The sequence below is a fragment of the Thermostilla marina genome, assembly GCF_054657455.1.
This window is the reverse complement of record NZ_BAAHYR010000001.1, coordinates 2789064-2806078: the sequence shown is the minus strand read 5'-3', so window position 1 is coordinate 2806078 and position 17015 is coordinate 2789064. Positions and strand designations below refer to the sequence as shown.

11 protein-coding genes are annotated in these 17015 nt (G+C 58.7%); 7 read left to right on the top strand and 4 right to left on the bottom strand.

Annotated features, from left to right (window positions below; all coding sequences use genetic code 11):
* The first annotated feature begins 225 nt into the window (after positions 1–225).
* From ACYQ2I_RS10240 to ACYQ2I_RS10225, 4 genes are all read left to right on the top strand, one after another.
* Entirely contained in the window at positions 226–2025 is a 1800-nt protein-coding gene (locus tag ACYQ2I_RS10240; protein WP_460166916.1) for a hypothetical protein, read from the top strand.
* Between the two features lie 45 nt (positions 2026–2070).
* The gene (locus ACYQ2I_RS10235; protein ID WP_460166915.1) at positions 2071–3444 is read left to right on the top strand and encodes a DUF1800 family protein; all 1374 of its coding nucleotides are present in this window, start codon (positions 2071–2073) and stop codon (positions 3442–3444) included.
* A gap of 60 nt (positions 3445–3504) precedes the next feature.
* Positions 3505–4743, top strand: a complete 1239-nt coding sequence (locus tag ACYQ2I_RS10230; protein ID WP_460166914.1) for a DUF1501 domain-containing protein — start codon at positions 3505–3507, stop codon at positions 4741–4743.
* Between the two features lie 201 nt (positions 4744–4944).
* Complete coding sequence (locus tag ACYQ2I_RS10225) at positions 4945–6324, top strand: sulfatase-like hydrolase/transferase (protein WP_460166913.1); 1380 nt, start codon at positions 4945–4947, stop codon at positions 6322–6324.
* A gap of 91 nt (positions 6325–6415) precedes the next feature.
* Here ACYQ2I_RS10225 and ACYQ2I_RS10220 read toward each other — a convergent pair whose 3' ends face one another.
* Both ACYQ2I_RS10220 and ACYQ2I_RS10215 read right to left on the bottom strand, forming a co-directional pair.
* A complete protein-coding gene (locus tag ACYQ2I_RS10220) occupies positions 6416–7774 on the bottom strand; it encodes a TrpB-like pyridoxal phosphate-dependent enzyme (RefSeq protein WP_460166912.1) in 1359 nt (452 codons plus the stop codon).
* A 68-nt stretch (positions 7775–7842) separates the two neighbouring features.
* Complete coding sequence (locus ACYQ2I_RS10215; protein WP_460166911.1) at positions 7843–8901, bottom strand: M42 family metallopeptidase; 1059 nt, start codon at positions 8899–8901, stop codon at positions 7843–7845.
* 494 nt (positions 8902–9395) lie between these two features.
* On the opposite strand from ACYQ2I_RS10215, the gene ACYQ2I_RS10210 reads away from it, so the two are divergent.
* The 3 genes from ACYQ2I_RS10210 to ACYQ2I_RS10200 all read left to right on the top strand — a co-directional run bounded on the left by ACYQ2I_RS10210 (position 9396) and on the right by ACYQ2I_RS10200 (position 13851).
* Complete coding sequence (locus tag ACYQ2I_RS10210) at positions 9396–10697, top strand: homoserine dehydrogenase (RefSeq protein ID WP_460166910.1); 1302 nt, start codon at positions 9396–9398, stop codon at positions 10695–10697.
* 75 nt (positions 10698–10772) lie between these two features.
* Positions 10773–11981, top strand: coding sequence for a cofactor-independent phosphoglycerate mutase (locus ACYQ2I_RS10205; protein WP_460166909.1), 1209 nt, complete (start codon positions 10773–10775; stop codon positions 11979–11981).
* A 94-nt stretch (positions 11982–12075) separates the two neighbouring features.
* Positions 12076–13851: an aspartate kinase gene (locus ACYQ2I_RS10200; RefSeq protein ID WP_460166908.1), complete on the top strand. Its 1776-nt coding sequence runs from the start codon at positions 12076–12078 to the stop codon at positions 13849–13851.
* Positions 13852–13949: 98 nt separating this feature from the next.
* Here the strand turns inward: ACYQ2I_RS10200 and ACYQ2I_RS10195 are convergent, their stop codons facing one another.
* On the bottom strand, positions 13950–14354 hold the full coding sequence (locus ACYQ2I_RS10195; protein ID WP_460166907.1) for a bifunctional nuclease family protein: 405 nt from the start codon (positions 14352–14354) through the stop codon (positions 13950–13952).
* Positions 14355–14583: 229 nt separating this feature from the next.
* Complete coding sequence (locus ACYQ2I_RS10190) at positions 14584–16848, bottom strand: hypothetical protein (RefSeq protein WP_460166906.1); 2265 nt, start codon at positions 16846–16848, stop codon at positions 14584–14586.
* Between the last annotated feature and the right edge of the window lie 167 nt (positions 16849–17015).

The following is a 17015-nucleotide window of genomic DNA, read 5'->3' as shown; positions in this document are numbered from 1 at the left end:
GTCGGTGCAACGGCCGCAGGCGGGTCGTTCGTAACCGACACCGGGGAAGATCGTTCTATGTCCGCGCCTGCGCTGTTCAATTTCTTCCGGGAGGCGATCCGCGACGCGGAAAACGCGTAACGACTCGCCGACTTCGACTGTAGGAATAGTTGTAGAACCGGCACATGTGCGGCGAAGACGTGTCTCGTGTCTGGGCCGCGACCATCGAATGACAGGAGAAGAACCATGTACCGAAACGGCATTCTGTCGGTAATTGTAGCGGCGTGTTTGTTTGCGATCGGTCCCGCAGTTGCCGAGGAACCGCTGCCTCCGTCCGAGGCGTGGATTCCTGCCGACGCCGTGTTGGTCGCCAAGATAACGCACGTTCCGGAGCTGATCGATTGCATTGCCTCGCCGGAAATCCTTGAAGCCGTTGAAGCCTCGCGGGCAACGGAAGCAGTAAAGCAGAAGAAAGAAGTACGACAATTGTTGGCGGGCGTTCAGTTTCTCGAATCGCAATTGGAAACCGATTGGAAGACGGCGATCAAAGAACTGACCGCCGGCGGTATTACCTTGGCGGTTCTGCCGCGGGGGCAGGTAATCTTGATCGTCGATGCGCAGGATGAAAAGCTCTTGGCGAAATTGCACGAAACGCTGTTGTTTTTTGCACGCATGGACGCCGAAAACAAGGAGACACCCGATCGAGTGCGATCTGCCGAGTATCGGGGGGTGACGGGATGGTCGTTCGGCCCCAAAGAAGCACATGCGATCTTGGGTAGCCGACTTATCCTGTCGAACGATCCCGAGGTACTCAAAGAAGTAATCGATCTCAAAGAGGGGACCGGTACCAGCATCGACAAGATGGAACGGTTTACCGCGGCGATGGCCGAACGTGCCGGTGCCCCGGCATATGTTTACATCAATGCGGAGCTGGTGAACGCGGCTCCGCAAGTCCAAAAGGCACTCAACAACCTCAAAGAACCGCTGCCCGTCTTGCTGTTCGCCGGTGTTGCAGAGTCGGTCTCACAGGCCGAGTGGGCTCTCGTGACCGGCGATTTGAACGATAATCGCGTTACCTTGAGGTTCGTCACCGGTGGAGATGGTGCCACGGAAAGAAAAGCGAGCTTCGCAGTTCCGTCGGACGACGCGGGAGCTTTACCGAATATTACCGTTCCGCGACGTCTTGCGGCTGTGACGTTGTATCGAGACCTCCACGATTTCTACGCGACGAAGGACGAGCTTTTCCCCGAACGGACATCGGGCTTGATCTTCTTTGAAAACATGATGGGGATCTTTTTCAGCGGGCGCAATTTCACCGAAGAAGTTCTCGCCCATGCGACGCCGGAAGTCCGGATGGTCCTGGCCGCCCAAGAGTATTCGCCGGAGGTGGGAGAGCCGTTGATCAAGTTGCCGGCGTTTGCAACCGTCTTCCGAATGAAGGATCCCGATCAGTTCACCCCCGTGGTCGAAGAAGCCTGGCAAAAGGCGCTGGGACTGATCAATTTCACGCGAGGACAACAGGCATTGCCCGGGCTGATCCTCGATCGTGTGGAATACAAGGGCGTCAAGTACACGCTCTCGTATTTCTCGAATGTCGACGAGTCGGACAAGACGAAGCTCGACATCCGCTTCAACTTTTCGCCCACGCTCGTCCGCGTCGGTGATTACATCGTGATGAGTTCCACTGAAGGCCTGGCTCGCGACCTGATCGACGCGTTGCAAACAGAACTGGAATCGGGTGTGGTACCGCTGAAACACGTGAGTTCGAAGCTGGAAATCGACGGAGACATCGTGGCGGGGCTGTTGACGGCCAATTGGGAATCGTTGGTCGGACGGAACATGCTCGAAAAGGGGCATAGCCGCAAGCAGGCGGAAGCCGAAGTCGGCATGTTGGTCGCTGTGGCAGAGCTGATGGACCACGTCGAAGTGACGGTCGCCGATCGCGAAGATCGAATGCGGGCAACACTCGACGTCGTCCTCGATCCGCAGGCGGTTCAAAAGGCGTTGAAACTGCTGGAAAAGATCGCCGGCGGAGATGCGCCTTGACGTTTTGCAACAATGTGTCCGGTTGCCAGTTACGGGAGATATGCCGTGGCTCTTTCTACGACGGCAAGTTCGAGGAACACCGGTGTTGCCGCCGACGCGTGGAAATCGCTTGAATCTCAGCAAACACCGCTCGGTCGCGATCGCGCAGGCTATTTGTTGCGGCGAACGTGCTTCGGAGCGACCAAGCCGGTTGTCGACTCGTTTGCCGAATCGACGCCCGGCGATGCGGTCGACCGATTGCTGCGATCGTCCTCCGAAGTGGACTATGAAGGCATTCTCGCGATCCAGATGGCGAATGCCGTTCGGTCTGGGAACACCGCTTCCTACCGCGGATGGTGGCTTCGCAAGATCAGCGACGCAACGTTGCCGTTTCGGGAGCTTGTGCTCTTGTTCTGGATCGATTTTTTCGGCATTGCTGCGTCCCGCGTGGGTAACTTGGAGGCTTTTCACGGCTTTCTCGAGGAGCTTCGTCTACTTGCGTTGGGGCCGGTGCGTGACGTTTTCGGCACGGCGTTGAACCATCCCGCGGTATTGTTGAACCTGCAAGCCGCGGAGAATCGGCGTTCGAATCCGAATCGATATCTCGCCCGTACGTATCTCGAACGCTATACGGTGGGCAGCGGCAATTTTGCCGAGAGCGATGTCGGCGAAACTGCCCGGGCGCTCACGGGACGTTTCGTCGTACGTTCCGAAACGAAGTTCTACGCTTACGAGCACGACCAAGGCGAGAAGAAGATCCTCGGGACAACCGGCACCTTCCGGCCGGAAGATATCCCGCGAATGTTGTCCCAAAGGGAAGAAACCGCGGCAACGGTAATGCGGAGGCTGTATCGGTGGTTTTGTGCCGACGACGTGGCGCCGGATGATTTGCTAAGACCGCTCGCAACGATGATTGCCGAAGGAAAGTCACTCGAAGACGTTCTTCGCGTAATGTTCACGTCACAGTGGTTTTTCGATCCGGTAGTGCGATGCGGCAAGATCAAGTCGCCGTTGGCCTTCGCCATGACATTGTTACGCCCCTTGCAGGCCCGTTGCACCACGAAGATTGCCGACGAAATCGCGGCCGGCGGCGCCGATCCGGTCAATCCGCCGACGGTGGCGGGGTTTCCGTTCGGGTACGATTGGATCGACGCCTTCTCTCTCGGGCGCCGCGCGGCATTGGCCGAAGCGGTACTTCGCGGCGGCGACGACTACGGCAAGGCCGTGAGCCTCCAGGAAGCGGCCGAATCCGAGGGGATAGAAGGCGAGGAAGACGCCGAACGATGGCTCGAGTCGCTTCTCTTGGCGGAACCACTTCCGGAGACGGTGCGAGAAGAAATCGTTCGACACGCGAAGGACGTGTCGAATGGTGGGGTCGACGAACAGCTTCGACGCATTGCGTGGTTGATTACGATGCAGCCGGAGTTCCTCCTTGGTTGAATGCGATTCGTTGTCGTGTGAACCAAATGCCAACCGCACTACCGATTTGTGAGGTGCGATATGTTGATTCGTCGTCGCAACTTTTTGAAAGCGATCAGTACCGGGACCGCTGTGGCGGCTATCGGCGGGAGCGTGCCTCGATTTTTGGCAGAAGCGGCAGATGCGACGGCGGAAGACAACGGCCGTGTGCTGGTTGTGTTGCAGCTCTCCGGTGGAAACGATGGATTGAACACCGTCGTTCCGTACGAAGACGACCTATATGCCCGGGCACGCCCCACGCTTCGATTGACGAAGAAGGATGTCTTGCCTCTCGAACCGGGAACGGGATTGCATCCGGCAATGCCCGAGTTCGCGAAGCTGTATGAAGAGGGCGTATTAGAGATTGTCCAAAGCGTGGGATATCCGAATCCCGCCCAAGATCACGGGCGGGCAAAACGCGTGTGGGAGACCGCAGCGCCGGAAACGACGACTTGTCCCACGGGATGGGTGGGCCGTGCGGCTGATGTGGTGATTGCTTCCGATCGCGGAAGGACGCCGTCGGTCTTCGTGGGCAAGATTCCGAAACCCTTTGCGCTGAACGCCGAACACGCGGTCGTTCCACGGATTCCCGGTCGCGAATGGACCGGTTCTCTCGGTTCGGCGGTGCATGATTCGGCGCTGCGCGATGCGGTGAAAAAGACGCTTTCGCTCTCGCGAGAAAACGAGTCGACAGAACGGTTGCGCCAGATCACGGGTAATGCGCTGGAAAGACTCGAGAAAGTTGCAGCGACATCGTCCCATGCCGGGTTTTCGAGGTACCCGGATTTCCGCCTTGCCAAAGATCTGGAAACAGTTGCCCGGTTGATTCGAGCCGAGGCTGGAATTCGCATCTATTACGTCGAACTGGGCGGCGGCGAAATCGGCGGTTTCGATACACACGCCGTTCAAGCCGCCAATCACGGGGCATTGCTTGCGCAAATGTCGCAGTCGATCGCCGCGTTTGTCGCCGACTTGAAGCGTGACGGTCTCCTTGACCGGGTCGCGCTGGTGACGTTCTCGGAATTTGGACGGACGATCGAAGAGAACGGACGGCGCGGCACGAATCATGGGGCGGCTGCACCTCACTTCATCGTCGGCGGCAAAGTGAAAGGAGGAATTCTCGGTTCGGCACCGAACCTCGCCTCACCCGAGAAAGGCGGTGTTCCGTACGCGATCGATTTTCGCGCCTTCTACGCGACTTGTCTGGAGAGTTGGTTGGGATGTCCCGCAGAGACCGTGCTCGGCAGTCGCTATCCTCTTCAGCCTTTCTTCCGCGTCTAGCAATTTGAAGCATGGACGGCAAGCCGGCGTCTCCGTGGCCACCGTGCAGACGAACAAAACAGGTGCGTTGCTGCGCGGGCAACACCGATGTTGCGGGCGAGCGTATTCGTGTGGAGGTATAATGAGCCTCGAAACGTGAAGGCGGAACGCAAGTGGACAAGCCTTCACGCCCCAACTTCCGGGCCGTCGAGGAGCCTGCTCATGAACCCCGTTGTCATGCAAACGCGTTGCGCCGTCGTGCTGGTTTCGATCGCATCTTTCGTTTGCAGCATGAAATGCGGTTTCGGCGACCAGACGCGGCCGAATATTCTTTTTCTCCTGGCCGATGATCTGGGTTACGGCGATTTACATTGCTACGGGCGCGAAGATGTTCGGACACCGCATCTCGATCGGTTGGCGGCCGAGGGAGTGCGCTTTACTGATGCCTACGCAAACGGACCGGAGTGTACACCGACCCGCGTAGCCTTTTTAACCGGCCGTTACCAGCAGCGGGTGGGCGGACTGGAGTGCGCCATCGGAACGGGAAACGTGGGACGCTACGAAGATGCCGTGCGTCTGCGGGCATCGCACGACTTGGGGCTTCCTTCTGAAGAAGTCACGATTTCGCGTTTGCTCGCTGATCACGGCTACACGACGGCGATTTTCGGCAAGTGGCATTTGGGCTACGAGCCGAAGTTTGCGCCGGATTTCCACGGATTTCACCTGGCACGGTACTGCGTGGGCGGCGGAATGGACTACTTCCACTACCGCGATCCGGCCGGTTGGTACAACTTGTACGAATCAGGTCAACCGCTGATCGACCACGGATATTTCACCGATCGGATTGCCGATTGGGCTGTCCTTTTCTTGCGGGAAAACCACACCTCGCCCTTTTTCTTGTACGTTCCGTTCACCGCACCGCACGCTCCGTATCAGACACCAAAGAAGGACGAAGGGCCGCTTTCACCCGACTCGCCGCTTTGGAATCAAAGCGCTGCGCCGCCGGATGTTTACCGAGCCATGATCGAACGGCTGGATTTCGCGGTTGGACGTATCTTGGCTGCGTTGGACGAGGCAGGACTTCGAAACGACACGTTGGTAATCTTTGCCAGTGACAACGGAGGCACACGCAGTGCGCGCAACGCGCCGCTTTCGGGATACAAGGGGACGACGTTCGAAGGCGGCATTCGCGTTCCAGCGATCGTGCGGTTTCCCGGTCGAATCCCGCCGGGAAGCGTTTCGTCGGAACCTTGCCTGACGATGGATTTCACATGTTCGATTGCCGCTGTAGCCGGTGTTGCGGCGTCTCCCGATCGGCCGTTCGACGGCATCGATATTCTGAAACAGGTCGTTACGGATAGACCTGCTCGGCGAACGCTCTATTGGCGAGGCCGTCGCGGCGACAGCACGTGGTGGGGTGTCCGGCGGGAAAATTGGAAATACGTGCGACATCGCAAAGGTGATCGGATCGAAGAATATCTGTTCGACCTGAGCGCCGACATCGCGGAAACCCAAGATCGACTTGCGGACCATCCTCATGAGGCGGCGGTTCTCGAACAAGCGCTCGCGCAGTGGGAAAAGGATGTTCGCGCAGCGCGGTGATATCCGACGTTGCGACAAAAAATAAATCCGCAACGGTCGGCGATGTGACCGTCGCGGATTCTGGAGTTCCCTCGTCTTTCCGCGATGGATGTCAGTCGACCGGCGGCAACTCGGCCAACGCCTTATCGATATTCTCTTGCGGCAGTTCGAAATCCTGGAGTTCACCGCTCAAGAAGCGATCGTACGACCCCAGATCGCAAATGCCGTGGCCGCTGAGGTTGAACAGGATGCACTTTTCTTCGCCTGTTTCTTTGCACTTCAATGCCTCGACGACGGCGGCTCGAACGGCGTGCGAGGTCTCGGGGGCAGGAATGATCCCTTCGGTTGCAGCAAACAGACGGGCTGCTTCGAAACATTCCGTCTGGTGCAATGCGACCGGTTCGATTAATCCAAGCTTGACACCGAAGCTGACCATCGGCGCCATACCGTGGTAGCGCAGACCGCCGGCGTGAATTCCCGGCGGCACGAATCCGTGACCAAGGGTGTGCATCTTCAACAGCGGCGTCAGTTGGGTGGTGTCGCCGAAGTCGTAGTGATAGGGGCCGCGGGTAAGCGTCGGGCAGGCGGCCGGTTCCGCGGCGACAAATCGGATATCTTTGCCGTCTTTGATCTTGTGACGCAAGAAGGGGAACGCCAATCCGGCGAAGTTGCTTCCGCCGCCGACACACCCGATAACGACGTCCGGGCTGTCTTCTGCGAGCTCCATCTGCTTTTCGGCTTCCAGACCGATTACCGTTTGATGGAGCATGACGTGGTTGAGCACGCTGCCGAGCGTATATTTCGTATCGTCGTTGGTCGCGGCGACTTCGACCGCCTCGCTGATGGCGATTCCGAGGCTGCCCGGGCAATCAGGATCTTTTTCGAGAATCGACCTGCCCGCGTTCGTTTCGTTCGAGGGGCTCGGAGTCACCGAGGCCCCCCACACCTGCATCATCGACCGGCGATAAGGCTTCTGCTGGTAGCTCACCTTCACCATGTAGACTTTGCACTCGATGTCGAAGAACGAGCAGGCGAAGGCCAACGAGCTGCCCCACTGTCCGGCACCTGTCTCGGTCGACAGGCGCTTGATACCCTCTTTGGCGTTGTAGTACGCTTGGGCCACTGCGGTATTGGGCTTGTGGCTTCCCGGGGGGCTGTGGCTTTCGTCCTTGAAGTAAATGCGGGCGGGCGTCTTGAGGGCCTTTTCGAGATTTCGGGCACGTACCAGCGGCGTCGGACGCCAGATGGCGTAGATCTGCCGCACTTCTTCGGGGATCTCGATCCACGGTTCTGGACTCATCTCCTGCTCGATGAGTGCCTTGGCGAAAATCGGCTCGAGATCGGCGGGTGCCAGCGGCTGCTTCGTGCCCGGGTGAACCGGCGGCGGGAGCTGTTTGGGAAGATCGGCCAAAAGGTTGTACCAGGCGGTGGGAATGTCTTTTTCGGAAAGCAAAAACCGTTTCGTGTCCATGGATTACCTCGAAATTGTCGCGTCGATAGAAAAGGCGTGTGAAAGAAACTCTTGTCGGTATCGCGCGGTCACGGCGTGAAGTCATCCTCGGGGGTGAGGCTCTCGACGAACCTCGCCAACAACGTGGCGACCTGGTCCATGTCGGCCAGCGACACCATTTCGACCGGGCTGTGCATATAGCGGTTCGGCACGCTTACTAACCCGGTAGCGACGCCCGCTCGAGTGATCTGGATGGCGTTGGCGTCGGTGCCTGTAGCACGACCTGCGGCCGCCAACTGATACGGAATATCGTTCGCCTCGGCAACTTCGATCAGGCGGTCGACAACCTTTGGGTTCATGTTCGGACCGCGGTAGATGACCGGGCCTTTCCCCAAAGCGATATCACCTTCTTGCTTCTTTTCGATCGTCGGGCAATCGGTGGCGAAGGTGACGTCGACGGCAATCCCGACGTGCGGATCGACGCCGAACGCACTCGTGCGGGCTCCCCGAAGACCGATTTCCTCCTGTACGGTTGAGACTGAATACGCGGCAACCTTGAGCTTCTCGGGACGCATACGGCGAAGCGCCTCGATCACGACCCAGGCCCCGGACTTGTCGTCCAAACCTGACGAAATCAGCCGATCGTTCAGTAAGGTGCGCTGTGCCAATTCGATGGTGACGCAGTCCCCGACGCGGACGAGCGATTCGGCTTCTTCTTTGCTTGCGGCGCCGATGTCGATCCACAGGTCTTTCAGCTTCGGAACCGCCTTGCGTTCTTCGTCGGTTAGAAGGTGAATCGGCTTACGGCCGATGACACCGGCAACCGGTCCTTGCTTTGTCCACAATGTAATTCGCTGTCCGACGAGGTTCAGCGGATCCCAGCCGCCGATCGACTGAAAGAAGATGAATCCCGACTCGTCGATGAATTGGACGATCAAACCGATCTGGTCGCAGTGGCCGGCCAGCAAAACGCGAAAAGGAGCCTGGTCGTTTCGCGAAGCGATCACGTTACCATGGACGTCCGTGCGGACCGTGTCGGCAAACGGTTTCGCGTAATTACGGACGATCTCCTGAACCGGTTGTTCGTAGCCGGAAGGACTGGGAGTTTCCAGGATGTCGATCAAAAACTTGCGGGCCGATTCGTCCATTCTCGAAATTCCTTTCTTGTCGGGATTCCAGGCGCAACAGTACACCTCGAGGGAAAACCGCTCGTCCCAAGATGGGAACACTCAGGGAACGAGACCTTCTCCTCGGCAGTGAAATTTTTGCGAAAATTCCATTCTACCCAACACGAACGCAAAGGGAACAAACCGGGAAGGCCTTTTTCCCTCGCCAGGGGGAATGCTTACTTTAGTGCTCCGTTGCGCTTCGACGGCTTGACGGCCCTTCGCGAGGTGCTCTAGGATTAAAAATTCTGGATATGTGCTGAGATGGGCCCGGTGCGCGCTTGCGGAAACCCGTCGCTGGAAGCGATCGACCACCGGTCACATCTTTAATCGGATCTAAACGAAAAAGGGGAAGCCGCGAGAACGTCGCCGGGGGTGGGCTCAAGACTTTCCTCGGAGGCGGTTTCCGGCGGTGCCAAGTGCGACTCACCTCCGTCGGAAACGATGAGAGACAACCGCAAAGGACCTTTCATTCAATGGAAACGGCCAAAGTAGCTGTCATCGGATTCGGTACGATCGGATCAGGAACAGCCAAAATTCTTTTGGAGGCGAAAGATCGTCTCGCAGAAAGGGCGGGCAAACGCATCGAGCTTGCCTACGTTTGCGACAAGGATCTCACTCGCGAACGCAATGTCAAGGTGCCCGCTGAGTTACTGACGTCGAATTTAGACGATGTTTTGGAAGATCCCGATGTCGAGGTTGCCGTCGAATTGATCGGGGGCCTCGAGCCGGCGCGAACGATCGTACTACAACTTCTCGAACGAGGAAAGAACGTCGTCACGGCGAATAAAGCGCTGTTGGCCGAGTATGGTCCCGAATTGTTTGCCAAGGCCCGCGAAGTGGGCCGTTCCATCGCGTTCGAAGCGGCCGTCGCGGGAGGGATCCCGATCATCGCGGGTATCGGTGAATGTCTGGTGGCCAACGAAATCCAGTCGATTCACGCGATCCTCAACGGGACGAGCAATTTCATCTTGACCCAAATGGAAGAAAAGGGCCAGGAGTACGCCGCGGCGGTCGCCGAAGCCCAACGGCGAGGGTATGCCGAGGCCAATCCGGCGATGGATGTGAACGGAACCGACGCGGCACAAAAGCTCGCAATTCTGGCGCAGCTTGCCTTCGGAGCAACCGTCGACTGGAAGGCTATCCCACGAACCGGCATCGAGACGGTGACTGCCTCCGATATGCAATATGCGAGTGAACTGGGCTACAGCATCAAATTGCTGGCTGTAGCGGAACAAACCGGTGACGGTTTAGAGCTGCACGTATCGCCCACGTTGGTGCGTCGAGGCTCGCCGTTGGCCGAAGTGCGCGGCGCATATAACGCCGTGCGAGTCGTGGGCGATGCCGTGGGCCGGGTGTTCTTTCACGGACTGGGAGCCGGGCAGATGCCGACCGCCTCGGCCGTTGTTGCCGATATCGTCGACACGGTCGTGGGGCGTACGGCGATCACATTCGACACCTTGCGTCTGTGGGACGATTCCCGAGCCGGTGACGTGCAACCGCGCGATCCTGACTCGGTTACCAGCCGCTTCTACTTGCGGTTTCAAGTTCAGGATCGCCCGGGGGTATTGGCGGAGATTGCAGGCATTTTGGGCAAGCATAAGATATCGATCGCCTCGGTCATTCAGCACGAGGCGGAAGACCAATCCGAGGGAGTCGTGCCGCTGGTGATCATGACGCATGCCGCAGCAGAGGGACCGATGCGCGACGCGATGGCGCAAATCGAAAATCTTGCCTTCGTGCGCCCCGGTTCGGTGCGATTCCGCGTGCGCGACTGACGGCGGATCGACCGGCTTCCACCGACGCGACACTGAGCTCCCACGGACTTTTCCTTTCAAATCCAGACGGAACCTATGAAGTACGCAATCATTATCCCCGACGGATGCGCCGACGAACCTCAAGATTCCTTAGGGGGACGCACGCCGTTGCAAGCGGCCGACCTGCCCGCTATGGATGCCGTGGCCGCCGCCGGTGTCGTGGGGCGGGCGAACAACGTTCCGCGGACGCTTCCTCCGGGGTCGGACGTCGCCAATCTGAGTTTGCTTGGGTACGATCCATTGACTTATTACACCGGTCGCGCTCCGCTGGAGGCCGCCGCGCAGGACATCGAATTGGCTGAAGACGATTGGGCCATCCGGTGCAATCTGGTGTGCATCGAAGACCAAGTCATGCGAGATTTCACCGCCGGCCACATTTCGACCGAAGAGGCCGCAGCCCTGTTGGAAACGGCGCAGGAGCATATCGGGTCGGAACACTGGCAGTTTTATCCGGGGGTCAGCTATCGGAATTTGCTGATTTATCGGGCAAAGGGCCGGCCGTCGCCGTTTACCCGCGAGACGCGCACGACACCACCGCACGATCTTACCGATCAGACGGTCATCGACGATTTTCCTCGCGGTCCCGGATGCGATGTGCTCGTCGAAATGATGGCCCAAAGCGAGACGTTGTTCGCCGATCATCCGGTCAACCAGGCGAGACGTCGTGCGGGAAAACTGCCCGCGACGCATATCTGGCTTTGGGGCCTAGGAGGCGCGCCCAAGTTGCCGCCCTTCAAAGATCGGTTTGGTGTCGACGGTGCCATGATTACGGCGGTCGATTTGCTTCGTGGATTGGCCAAGCTGGCGGGATGGCGCTGCATCGAAGTGCCCGGTGCGACCGGTTACCTCGATACCGATTACGCAGCCAAGGGAAAGTATGCCGTCGATGCCCTGCAAGAGACCGATGTCGTATGCATCCACGTGGAGGCGACCGACGAAGCGTCGCATGAGGGCAATACGGAAGCGAAAATCGAAGCCCTACAGCGAATCGACGAGTGCATTGTGGGGCCGGTGTTCGAGGCGCTTCGGAAAGCCGGCGAGTATCGCATCCTCGTTTCGCCTGACCACCCGACGCCGCTGCGAATCAAAACGCATAGCCACGGGTTCGTTCCCTTTGCGGTGGCGGGAACAGGAATCGAGCCCGACGACTGTCATTCGTGCGACGAAGCCGTGGCCGAACGGTCGAAGCTCGTCTTCGAGGAAGGCTGGCGATTGATGACGTGGTTCATGGGGCGAACCGGCTAGGCAACGCTACAGGAACGAACAGGGAATCAAGAAAGGTACGGCCGAGAATTCACAGCAGGATCTTCGGCAAGCCCGGTGTGGGAGACTCGCAGAAATGGGAATCATCGTCCAAAAGTTCGGTGGTACGAGTGTGGCGGATGCAGAGAAGATCATGGCCGCCGCCCGCAAAGCAATTCGCGCTCAAAAACAGGGCCACCAAGTCGTGATGGTCGTTAGTGCGATGGGGCATACGACCGATCACCTGGTCGATTTGGCACGCCAGGTGAGCAAGGATCCGCCGGCGCGAGAAATGGACATGCTGCTTTCCACCGGTGAACAGGTGAGTGTTGCGCTGGTGGCGATGGCAATTCACAGCATGGGGCACAAGGCGATCAGCATGACAGGCCCGCAATTGGGCATCCGCACCGACAACGTCCATACGAAAGCCCGTATTCGCTCGATCGATACGGAACGCATCCGTCAGGCGCTTGACGAAGGAAACATCGTCATTGCAGCCGGTTTCCAAGGGATCAGCGACACGTACGACATCACGACGCTGGGACGCGGCGGAAGCGATACGACGGCCGTGGCCTTGGCTGCGGCGCTGCGCGCCGAATCATGCGAAATCTACACCGATGTGGACGGCGTGTATACGACCGATCCGCGAAAGGTGCCCGACGCAAGGCGAATGGCACGAATCAGCTACGACGAAATGCTCGAGTTGGCGACCGCCGGCGCCGGCGTGATGCACAATCGTTCGATCGAGTTCGCCAAACGGTTCTCGGTTCCCGTTCATGTTCGCCACAGCGGGACCGATCAGCCGGGGACGATCATTTCGTGGGTTCCGGAGTCGACCAGCGTCCCGGTTTGCGGGGCCGCGGTGATCGAAGAAGAAGCACGCATTACCGTGGAAGGGGTCCCGGACCGCCCGGGGGCCGCGGCTTCTGTGTTCACTCGCCTGTCGGATCGGAACATCGAGATGGACATGATCGTCCAGAACATGGGCGCCGATGGCCGTGCCGACTTGTCGTTCACCGTGGCCCTGAGCGATTTGCCCGCGGCGTTGCGCATCGTGGAACAATGCGCCGAAGAGTTGGGCGCCGAAGGCGTCGGCTACGACGAAAACGTTGCGAAGGTTTCGGTCGTCGGAAGCGGGATGGCAAACCGGCCCGGCGTGGCGGAAAAGATGTTCGAAGCCTTGGCCTCCAAAGGCATCAACATCCTGATGATCACTACCAGCGAGATCAAGATCTCGGTGGCCGTGGACCGAAAAGACGCCCTGGAAGCTCTCCGCACACTCCATGCGGCCTTCGAGCTCGACAAGGAACCGCCTCAAAACGCGGTTGAAGCGATGGATCGGCAGCCCACAAACGGGTTCGACCGAGAGCGTTTGTTGTCCCGCATGCAAGGGATGGAAGACTTGCTGCTCGAAGCGATTTCATTGGACGAGACGCAAGCCCGAATCACGTTGCCGCAAGTCCCCGATCGCCCCGGACTGGCGGCCTCGGTGTTCAAACAAATCGCCCAAAAGGGAATTTCGGTGGATATGATCGTGCAGAACGCGGGCCGAGATGACGTCGCGACGATGACGTTTACCGTCCCGCGGACTGCCTACGACGATGCGATCGCGGTTGCCCGCGATATCTGCAACGAAATGAAAGCTGCACCGCCGACCGGCGATCGTGAAGTGGCCAAGCTGTCGATCCAGGGGACGGGACTGAAGAGTCACGTCACGGTGGCCGGCCGCACTTTTGCTGCTTTGTCGCGTCAGGAAATCAACGCCGACATGATCAGTACCAGCGAAGTGCGTCTGAATATCGTCGTCGCGGGTGAGCAGGGGCGTAAGGGGCTGGAAGCCCTTCGAACGGAATTCGAAGACGCGTTGATCTGACGGAATATCCAAAACGGGCGATACCTACGGGAATCCGTGCGGGGCCACTCCGCGCCGAGAGGCCGAGAGAAAGATCGGTCACGACGATGTCCCGGGGCTCAGCCACCGGTCGCCTCCGCAAGAACTTCTTCCGCCACGAAAATAGGCAGGGGAGGTTCGCAACGCACGGCGACGGCGATGGCATCGGACGGCCGTGAGTCCAGCTCGATCAGCTCTCCGTTTTGTTTGATACGCAGTCGCGCATGGTACGTGTGGTCTTTCAGCTCGTTGATCAGAACATCGTGCGGCTCGCCGCCGAGCGCTCGAATGGCCGACAAAACCAAGTCGTGTGGAAGGGGACGCAAAACGGCTTGGCCCGTTACCTTGCGATGAATGCTCGTGGCCTCATACAACCCGATGACGATCGGGAACGCACGATCGCCGTCTACCTCTTTTAGGTAGATGTACTGTTCGTCGCTGAGGTCGCTGATGATCACGCGAGACAATTCCATCTGAACCGGCATGAGCCTTCCTTCCTCTTCCTCCGGGTTGCCTTGATATGGCATAAGAAGCACACGACGACCGGGGCGTTTGTGCACTCGACTGTCGCCGAGGGTGATCAAGCGGCCCCGTTCCGCTCCCCTCATTTCATCTTATTGAGGGGCGGCCTCATTGTCACGTCTTCGACGGTGAGACGCGTCGAAAGTCGAGACGAAGTCAAAGACAAAGCTGCACGCAGAGCATTCCGTCACCTCAGCGTCCGGTCGCAGGTGAGGGCTGTGCCGCCAGTGAACCGCGGCGGATGGGGCGGTACATGGGCAGATGTCGGTAGTAGACTTCCAGGGTCATTAAGGCCAACGACGTGCTGTAAAGTCTGCCTCCTTTCGCGCCGTGGTCGACTCCTTGCGGACTCCAGCTTCCGGCCCGATGGCCGTTTCGTTCCTGTGTGCGAACCAGTAATTCCCGCATGCGGTGATTCCACAAATCGAACCGATCGCCCTCCATGTGATGCAACACTTGGGTTGCATAATAGTAGAAGTAGAGCGGGCCGATCGTTTCTTTTTCTTGAGGCGGGATTTGGCGGAAAATGAGTTCGCATGCCGCTTCGAGATCGGGGTGATCTTTCGGCCAGCCAAGGTATTGCCGGGCAAGGATGCCCGCGGCGGTGAGAGAAGGCTTGGGAGCTCCCCCGGGCTGGTAGCAATATTGGGCCTTTTCGTGGGGTGGTTCGCCGACCGAGCAGGCGTCGAGAAAGTTTTCCGCCCGCAACAACGGCGACTTGTCGATCGGCAATCCGGCCAACTGGCCCTCGCGGATTGCCAGGAACACCCAGCCGACAACGGACATATCACCTGCCTGACGTGGTTGATACCGCCAACCGCCCGCTTGATGTTGAGCCGCCATTAAGTATCGAATCGCCCGTCGTGCCGCTTCAGCAATGCGCTCGTCTCCGGTCAGTCCGTAGGCTTCACACAGCACCATCGTTCCGAGCGCGTGCGCGTACATGCTGCCTCCCAAATTGCCGTCTTTAAGAAGATCACGGCTCGATACTTGATGACGCATCAACCACGAAAGCCCGTAGCGGACGGTTGTCCGGTAGACGAGAAGTTCCGATTGCCCCTCCGGCGCCGAAACGTGCGTGATACCGGCTCCTAAGAAGGGCAACAGTCCCAACGCCGTGCCGGCCGTGTCCATGTCGATAACTTCCGCCTCAAAGTCGGTCTTGCAGTCGCAATCCGACGTTGCTTGATCGTAGTGATTCAACGACCAATGGCCGTCGGCTGACTGATGAGCGGCCAGCCAGCGCAAACCGGCTTGTACGGCCGCCTCCGACTCGGGCGTTCCACCGTAGACGTCGGCCAGCAGATTCTTACTGTTCGCCGACAGGCGGGCTCCGATCGAGCCGCGGCGAAACAGCATCCGCATTTCCTGTGAAGAAACGAGTTCCGGCGGAAGATAGTCGCCCTGTTGATCGACCACCCGTACGATAATCGGGCTCTTGCAATGGAATATTCCGCCCGAACCGACAAGGTACGTCGAACGCACGCGAGGCTCGGCGGAACGACTCGCGGTGAAGGTGAGAACCAGTTCTTTCCCTCCGGCCGGAACTTCGTCGCACGATGCTTCGACACCCTCGGGCAAGTTTTCCAATGCAACGTCGATCGGCCCACCGTATCCGTTCCGCACGACGGGAATCGTTACCGTAGCCGATTCTCCCGGTGACAATCGTACGACCCGAAATGAATCAAATGTGAACGGTCTGCGAACTACGCGAATCGTCAAGGCAAGAGTCGTACGATGGTTACCCGTTGTTACCGCATATACCAATTGGTGAGTACCGTCTTCGGCGTTGGAAGGAACGGCAACAGGGATGGCGACTTTCCCGTCGACACCGCACTCCACAGATGATTCTTTCCAGCCGTCGGGCACTTCCGACGGGTCGAAACGGATGGGCGACGGTGCGCCCTGGAAAGCAACTGAAATGGGAACGAGTTTCTCCGTCCCCGGACTCAAGACGACGACTTCCGGCGGTTCGAGTTTTGGGGGTGGGGTTTGTCGTATGCGAACCCTGAATGGCTGAGAAGCCGTCGAATCGCCGAGCGAGGCACGGCAAATCAAGTTGATCTCTTCGGGAAGTTCGTTTGCGTCGGGGGCGGCCTCGAGTACAAGCGTCCCTTCGTCTTCCGAGCCGGGAATAGTCCCCTTTGCCGAGATGCCTTCTGGTAATCCTTCTACGGAAATCGTGATTCGGCCTTTGCGGCCGTGGCGGTCGACCGCGAGAGGTACTTCGGTGCGCTCGCCCGCGCGCAATTCGACGGCTGAAATCTCAGCCAGTTCGATGTCGGGCCGGGCTGGAGGAGGGGTGCGTTCCTGGACGGGAATGACCGGGGAAGCAGCCGGTTCCAAGGGGGCAACTTCGTCGGTCGATTCACGCGGTTTTTCAGAGTAGCGAGAGCATGCGCTCGTTGTCGAGAACACGAAAAGCAAGAGCAGGCAAAATACGTGTTTGCCGCTCAATGGGGAAACTCGGCCATACCGCATGGCGCACCCCCGCAAAACGATAAGACAAAACGGTCTGCGACGAGAGAGAAGCACTCTTCCCTAGCTCGTTTTTCTCCACCGCTGCAATCCCTGTCAAGAATTTTGCGGGGTTTTGTGGGGGTCTGTTCGTCTGCCGACCGGAC

Coding starts and splice junctions, on each gene's coding strand:
- ACYQ2I_RS10240 (WP_460166916.1), top strand. CDS start 226: ATGTACCGAAACGGCATTCTGTCGGTAATTGTAGCGGCGTGTTTGTTT.
- ACYQ2I_RS10230 (WP_460166914.1), top strand. CDS start 3,505: ATGTTGATTCGTCGTCGCAACTTTTTGAAAGCGATCAGTACCGGGACC.
- ACYQ2I_RS10225 (WP_460166913.1), top strand. CDS start 4,945: ATGAACCCCGTTGTCATGCAAACGCGTTGCGCCGTCGTGCTGGTTTCG.
- ACYQ2I_RS10220 (WP_460166912.1), bottom strand. CDS start 7,774: ATGGACACGAAACGGTTTTTGCTTTCCGAAAAAGACATTCCCACCGCC.
- ACYQ2I_RS10215 (WP_460166911.1), bottom strand. CDS start 8,901: ATGGACGAATCGGCCCGCAAGTTTTTGATCGACATCCTGGAAACTCCC.
- ACYQ2I_RS10210 (WP_460166910.1), top strand. CDS start 9,396: ATGGAAACGGCCAAAGTAGCTGTCATCGGATTCGGTACGATCGGATCA.
- ACYQ2I_RS10205 (WP_460166909.1), top strand. CDS start 10,773: ATGAAGTACGCAATCATTATCCCCGACGGATGCGCCGACGAACCTCAA.
- ACYQ2I_RS10200 (WP_460166908.1), top strand. CDS start 12,076: ATGGGAATCATCGTCCAAAAGTTCGGTGGTACGAGTGTGGCGGATGCA.
- ACYQ2I_RS10195 (WP_460166907.1), bottom strand. CDS start 14,354: ATGCCGGTTCAGATGGAATTGTCTCGCGTGATCATCAGCGACCTCAGC.